We start from the raw sequence: 6,217 nt of genomic DNA on the forward strand, positions 1-6,217 counted from the left end.
GTTTTGGCGCTTTTCCCTCTTCTATATCCTTTACTGTGATTTTTTACCGGGTTCTTTTGAGAGCCTCTCTGCATGTGCCTCATATATGTGCCTTATCGCTTCTTTTACAGTATGAGGATCTGCCCGATATTTACAAAGTCTCTGAATAAAAGCTGACTTTGGTCCCCTACCATTTTTTTCTTTTGGTGCAGGAACTAATGAAGAATAAACAGCAGCACGGCAAGCAACAAGGTGTCTTCTTGCCCACCATAAATGAAGCCTAGATATATGCCCCTGCTTTATATTTTTTTCTCTTGCAGCCTCTTTACTAATCTCCTTTATTGGCAAATAATCCTCAATTAACCTCTTGTCATTATTCATGCTATACCTCCAATTTAAATTTCTGAATTTCTTTCCCATCAATCTCATAGTGACTTATTGATTTTATTTCTTTAGCTGCATATTCCAAATTATGAGCTGGGTCAGGTATTGTAACAATTTCGTAGTCAGGACTTGTAGGATTCCATACAACGTATAGCCAGTAAGTTTCCTTTAGCTGTTTTGCCTTTAGCCACTCGTTTATAGTAAAGCGAATATTTTCTCCCTTTTTTCTTGCCTTTACTTCAATTCTTCTTACTTCACGATATCCTGTTTCAGGATCAACAGGTCCTAAACTTCTTATATCAAACCCTAATTTTTGACTTGAGACATCCTCGGGCTCCCAACCCCTGCCTTTTTCATATTCCATAACTATTTTCATTGCAGCTTGTTCACTTTTAAGCTTTTCCTCTTCTTTTTCTACGAAGTCCGAAATCTGCGAAATATCAGGCGGCAAAACAAAAAAGGAAGCTATATGAATTATTGGACCAAACCGGAGAGTAGTCATTTCCTTTACATTCTCAAGTTTTTCTTTTTTTATTCTATGTAAATCCTCTATTTCTTCCTCCATTTTTTTAATCTCCTCTTCACTTTTCCCCTCAGCCTTTGCCTCCATTATTCTACGTTCAAAGGCAAATACTCTTTCATCGTAAGATTTCTCAAGATAATCTCTGATAATATCTGCGTTCCTCTTTCTCTCCCTTAAAATTTCTTTTCTTTTTTCATATAAATGATTAGTCATCAAATAATCTTTGACTTTGTTAAGATCAAATGTAAGTTTTTGATCGAAATTTTCTTTATAGGGGACAAAGTCATGAATAATATCAGGCGGTATCATCGAAAATTCACCGCTTTTGCTCTCTCTTACCGCACACAATTCCTTATAGACTATACTATCTTTACTATCAACGATTGCAAACTCTAAGAAATGAATCCAATAAAACTCCGAAGTATTTAAATCAACTACTACAGCATATTTTCCCTTAGCATAAATTGGATGACCAGGGCTTACAAGAACAGCATCAACATGTTGATCCTTATCGAGATCTTCTTTATGAAAAGTTATTTTTGGATACTTATCTAAAGGTTTCCCAAATCGTCTAACTGATTCAAGAGAGTCTGAGCGAAAATCTGCTGGAACATAAGGAATCCTTAATAATCCATCTGCTCTCTTTTTCAACTTTTAGTCCTAATAGCTCAGCTGCTTTTTTGAAGTACCTTTCAACATATTCAGGCATGAGTCTTTTTCCTCTGCTTCAAAATTTTCCCTTTGAAATCCTGAAAAGTCGACATAGGCACGGGCTAAGGCTATACCTGTCATCTTTTCATACTCCTTCAATTTCTCCGGATCAATCCTGTCAATAATTTCAAGGTACTCTTCAAGACGATGAGGGTTGTAGGCAGCCTCCCTTAAAGTTTCAGCTAAATCTACTTTATTTATTGAAAGGATCTCGCCGATTACATCATAAACTCTTTTCTCCCCTAGCGTTCTTTTCATTTTTTCAATCTTATCAAGAAGTTTTTTAGAACTATACCTTCAATTATGGGTTTCCCATTTACAGATTCTTCTGCGACAAAGTTAAAAACGTAGACATCTCTTTTTTGTCCTATTCGGTGGACTCTTCCCATTCGTTGTTCAAGACGTGCAGGATTCCAGGGTAAGTCGTAATTAATAACAAGATGGCAAAATTGTAAGTTTATTCCCTCGCCTGCTGCCTCTGTAGCTATACAAATTTGAGCGTTGGTTCTAAATTCTTCCTGAGCTCTTTTCCTTTCGTTAACATCCATTCCGCCATGAATTTCACAAGTAGAGTATCCCCAACTTTCAATGTGCCCCTTTGGATAACGGAGTGTATCTCTCTGTTCGGTGAAAATTAACAGTTTCCGCTACTGTCCTTTAGTTCTGAAAACTCTGCTCTTTCTAAACACTCCTTTAATGCATTTAATTTGGTGTCAATTGCCCTTTTATATACACCTTCTGCCTTATAAACTAGCTCTTTTAGAACCTCTATTTCTTCTTTTAATTCTTCAATCTTATTTGCAGGAGAAAATTCGTCTGTTAATTTATCAGCAGTTTTCTCATCCAAATCAGAGTCGTCACTTTCTTCATCAAGCTCTATATCCCTAGTTTTTTCCAATAGCTTATACCCTTCATCACTTGGCAATTTTTCTAATTCGCTTAAAAGTCTTTTCTGTTTTCAAGTCTTCGTTCGAGGGTTTTATAGATAGCGTAGGTAGAGCTTGCAAGACGTCGTTGAAAGATAGTTCTTGTAAGTGCAATACTTTGCCTTAGATGTCCTTCACCTTCTAAAGCTAAAAATCGATTTAGATAATTTGTTACTGCTTCGTATAACTCATATTCTTCTACCGTAACCTTGAAAGAAATAGTTATAGTATGTCTTTTTGTAAATAGAGGTTTTCCTTGTAGATCACGTAAATCTTCTTTTAATCTTCTTAAGATCCAGGGATTATTTTTATCAGAAAAAACAAGGGTTTTAATTTTTCCAATTTCATTTTGAAATTTATGTGGTTCTGGAAAAACGTCTGGATCAAGTAATCTTAAAAAGTGGCAGAATCTCTCGTCATCACCGTAGTGAAGGAGTTGCTGTAAGTAAAAGTAAGTGATTTGGTTTTAATGAGAGTTTTTCTACAAGTTGATAACGTTTAGTTGCCTCACGTTGAGGTGCTCGGTCACTTCTTCTTTTGGTGTATGCTGAGCATTTGTGGGCCTCATCAACGATAACAATATCCCAGTTTTGCTGCCACACCTTCTCCCTTACTTCTGGTCTTTTTGCATAGTCCATAGATACTATTATTTGATTTTCCCTTTGCCATATATTTATAGCCTATTTTTTGTCAAGTTCAGAATCGACTATTATGAAATACTCATTAAAAAATCTTAGGAGTTCATCTTGCCACTGAATTTTTAGATTAGCAGGAACAATTATTAAAATCTTTTCTATTCCGAAGCGTAATTTAAGTTCTTTGATCAATAGTCCAGCCATTATGGTTTTTCCAGCTCCAGGGTCATCGGCTAAAAGAAAACGTAAGCGTGGTTGAGGTAACATTTTTCCGTAAACTGCCTCTATTTGATGAGGTAAAGTTCGAATACCCGATAAACTAACTGCAAAGTATGGGTCATAGGAATAGGCATTACGAATGCGATAAGATTCAACTTAAAGAGTTAAATAATCTGGATCTACAGGCTTTATATCCTCAGATATTATCTTGATCTCATTTAGCTCTTCACCAGATAAAACAACCTCTTCAAGATAGCCGTCAACTCTTCTCACTAAAAATTTGAATTTAGTGCCTATAAGGGTTACATCTTCAACTTCTACGGGTTCTGGGAAATACTGTGATAGGATTATTCTTTTTTCAAGAATTTTTCAATCTTCATATTATTTTCATAATTAGTAAACGGATTCATAATCTTACCTCATTTCTTTAAATTTTAAGACTTTAGGAGTATCTTTTCTGACTGTCTTCCATACTGCTTTATAATCTCCAAGATATTCGTAAACCAATTTATTTTTGATCTCTAATTTAACACTTTGCACTTTACTCACAACGACTTTGGTTATAATTTTAAGCTTTTTCTCAATATTTTCCCAAACACTTGTGTACTTTCGTAGCACTTTAAATTAAAGGTTTTAGTAATTAAATTTTTCCGGTCTATAAGATTTTCATAAATGCCTCTAAAGAATGTTCTTAAATAGTTTTATTGAATCTCTAAGCAGAAAATTTGAGTTTGATAGTAGTTATGAAAGAGTGCGATTCCCTTACCTTAGAAGAATTTTTCAAAATGGAGCATTTTCACCCTATATGTTTCACTGAATTTTCTACTTTTAAAAAAATTTGGTTTCTTTTCTTTACAAAACTTGTCAAAAAAATCTTTAAACTGTTTTGCCCTGATATATCGGAGTCACAACTCCTTTGCTTTCTTACTACTGGGTCTTCCTCCTTTGGGAATAAGAAACTTTATTCTCTACCCAGACTCTATATTTTTTGTAAATGAAGAGTATATCTAATTACTCCAAAAAGACCTTTCCCCATCCCTCCTCTTTATCAAGAAATCTAACAAGTTGTAACTTCTCTAAAACAATTTCCTTAATTTTTATTCTGCACTAACTTTCTTTTTGACTTTTTAACTTTCATATTTTTTTCAAAAATTCTCTTATATATGGATTTGTTTTAATTTCGGCTTTTAAATTGGTCATGTCGCCATGCCCTGGAAAAATTTCAACTTCTTCTCCTAATAGAAGTATTTTTTAAAAGTATTGATTTGATTAATTCTTTGAAACTGCTCCCCGGAAAATCTACTCTTCCAACAGTTCCTTTTCCTCAATCTCTATAACTTATTCTTTTTCCCTCTTCACGAAACATTTTAACATCTTCACCTTCTCTCTTTGTTTATCCCACTTTTTTGCAATCTCACTCTTTTCAACATCTAAATCTCCGAACTTTTTCTTCAGTTCTCCTAATTCTTTGTCAAGATTGAAAAGATATTCAGGATTAAATTCATAACCTCTCTTTTTTAAGCGCCCGAATCAAAATCCCTTTTTCTCCCTTAGATATTCTTTTGAAATCATAGGATATTAATCATAATGAACATTGAAAAAAATTTGAAAAATGTCTTTTAATTTTATTATGCACGCTGATTTTTAGGGGGGGCGATGAATAAAATAATTCTTAAATGTAAACTAGTTACCCCTATGTTTATGGCGGGGGCAGATAGTAGAACACCTGAACTTAGGGCTTCGGAATTTAAGGGAATGATGCGTTGGTGGTGGAGAGCCATAAAGGCTGAGGATAATATTGAAAGATTAAAGGAGGAAGAATCTAAAATTTTTGGCGGAACCGAGGAGGGAAAAAGTAAGTTGAAAATCGTAATAAATACTTTGAGTATCTCTACCGGAAATGATATTAGCAGGGAGATAAACAATTATAGAGGATTAAGATATCTTTTTTACTCTACCTTTGCGTTAAGAACTCGTGGTGAGCAAATATTAAGGAGTTATTTTACAGAAGGTACACAGTTTTTAATAACTCTTTCTTCGAATGATGAAAAGAGTTTTGAGATCGGAGTTGCATCTTTATGGCTTGCGATATTTCTTGGAGGATTTGGAACAAGAGCAAGGAGAGGAGGAGGGAATATTGAAATCTTGGATGCTCAGAGAAATTTTAAAAATGAAGGATTTGACTTAAAGTGTCAAGCTAAAAACAAAGGAGAACTTAAAGACTTTATTCAAAATAATATTCAAACCATAAAAGATATCTGTGGTCAAGGAAACGGCACGAGAAAATACACAAACCTTAAAAACGCAAAAATTTTTATATTTGACCCAAAAAATAATTGGAAAGATGCTTTAAATTTCCTTGGAGAAAAATATAAAGATTTTAGGAATGAACACAGAGATGAGATTTTCAAAACAGCTGCTTTTGGGATGCCTGTTATGCATTCAAGATTTACAGTAAGAATGGTTCCTTATAGAGAGGAATCAAAAGATGCGTGCCTTTCAGATCGCTGGGCATCACCCCTTATATTTAAAGTTATAAAATCAAATAACCTCTATTTCCCAGTTGTCGTTAAACTATCGGCAGGAGGAGTGCATTTTGTTGGTAAAGAAGTAAAGGTAGGTAATAAATGGAAATTGGACGAAAATGCAAGAGTATTTATAATGAGAATAGACGAAAGATTAATAGAGAATTTTTTGAATTCTTTGCCACAAGATAGGGAGGAGTTAAACCTATGACCCACTTCACTGAAAAATTAAAGTCTTTTTTACATGACCCAATTGATAAGTGCTTTGATATCCCTTTACATTTAGAAAGAGCAAAAAGTTATGCTGAAAAACTT

At 34.1% G+C, this 6,217-nt stretch carries 6 protein-coding genes and 1 pseudogene; 1 reads left to right on the top strand and 6 read right to left on the bottom strand.

Features of this window, described 5'->3' with window-relative positions:
- Positions 1-30: 30 nt before the first annotated feature.
- The 6 genes and pseudogenes from ABDH49_06890 to ABDH49_06915 form a co-directional block, all read right to left on the bottom strand.
- Complete coding sequence (locus ABDH49_06890) at positions 31-360, bottom strand: DUF1156 domain-containing protein (protein MEN3046689.1); 330 nt, start codon at positions 358-360, stop codon at positions 31-33.
- Position 361: 1 nt separating this feature from the next.
- Positions 362-1,537 (bottom strand): DUF3883 domain-containing protein, encoded by a 1,176-nt coding sequence (locus tag ABDH49_06895; GenBank protein MEN3046690.1) that lies wholly within the window; start codon positions 1,535-1,537, stop codon positions 362-364.
- Between the two features lie 9 nt (positions 1,538-1,546).
- On the bottom strand, positions 1,547-1,855 hold the full coding sequence (locus ABDH49_06900; protein MEN3046691.1) for a hypothetical protein: 309 nt from the start codon (positions 1,853-1,855) through the stop codon (positions 1,547-1,549).
- Positions 1,852-2,238 carry a C-terminal helicase domain-containing protein gene (locus ABDH49_06905; GenBank protein MEN3046692.1) on the bottom strand — a complete coding sequence of 129 codons (387 nt, stop codon included), beginning with the start codon at positions 2,236-2,238 and terminating at the stop codon, positions 1,852-1,854. Before ABDH49_06905 ends, ABDH49_06900 begins: the two co-directional genes overlap by 4 nt.
- Entirely contained in the window at positions 2,232-2,495 is a 264-nt protein-coding gene (locus ABDH49_06910) for a hypothetical protein (protein MEN3046693.1), read from the bottom strand. The genes ABDH49_06905 and ABDH49_06910 overlap by 7 nt, the downstream gene beginning before the upstream one ends.
- A 447-nt stretch (positions 2,496-2,942) precedes the next feature.
- A pseudogene (locus tag ABDH49_06915) lies at positions 2,943-3,518 on the bottom strand (DEAD/DEAH box helicase).
- 1,515 nt (positions 3,519-5,033) lie between these two features.
- Between ABDH49_06915 and cmr1 the strand changes: the two are divergent.
- Complete coding sequence (gene cmr1 / locus ABDH49_06920; protein MEN3046694.1) at positions 5,034-6,113, top strand: type III-B CRISPR module RAMP protein Cmr1; 1,080 nt, start codon at positions 5,034-5,036, stop codon at positions 6,111-6,113.
- Positions 6,114-6,217 lie beyond the last annotated feature (104 nt).

Source organism: Candidatus Hydrothermales bacterium (assembly GCA_039630235.1).
Lineage (GTDB): Bacteria > Hydrothermota > Hydrothermia > Hydrothermales > JAJRUZ01 > JBCNVI01.

What these genes read in the sequence shown, in the direction of transcription:
- ABDH49_06890 (MEN3046689.1), bottom strand. Translation starts at nt 360, where the DNA reads ATGAATAATGACAAGAGGTTAATTGAGGATTATTTGCCAATAAAGGAG.
- ABDH49_06900 (MEN3046691.1), bottom strand. Translation starts at nt 1,855, where the DNA reads ATGAAAAGAACGCTAGGGGAGAAAAGAGTTTATGATGTAATCGGCGAG.
- cmr1 (MEN3046694.1), top strand. Translation starts at nt 5,034, where the DNA reads ATGAATAAAATAATTCTTAAATGTAAACTAGTTACCCCTATGTTTATG.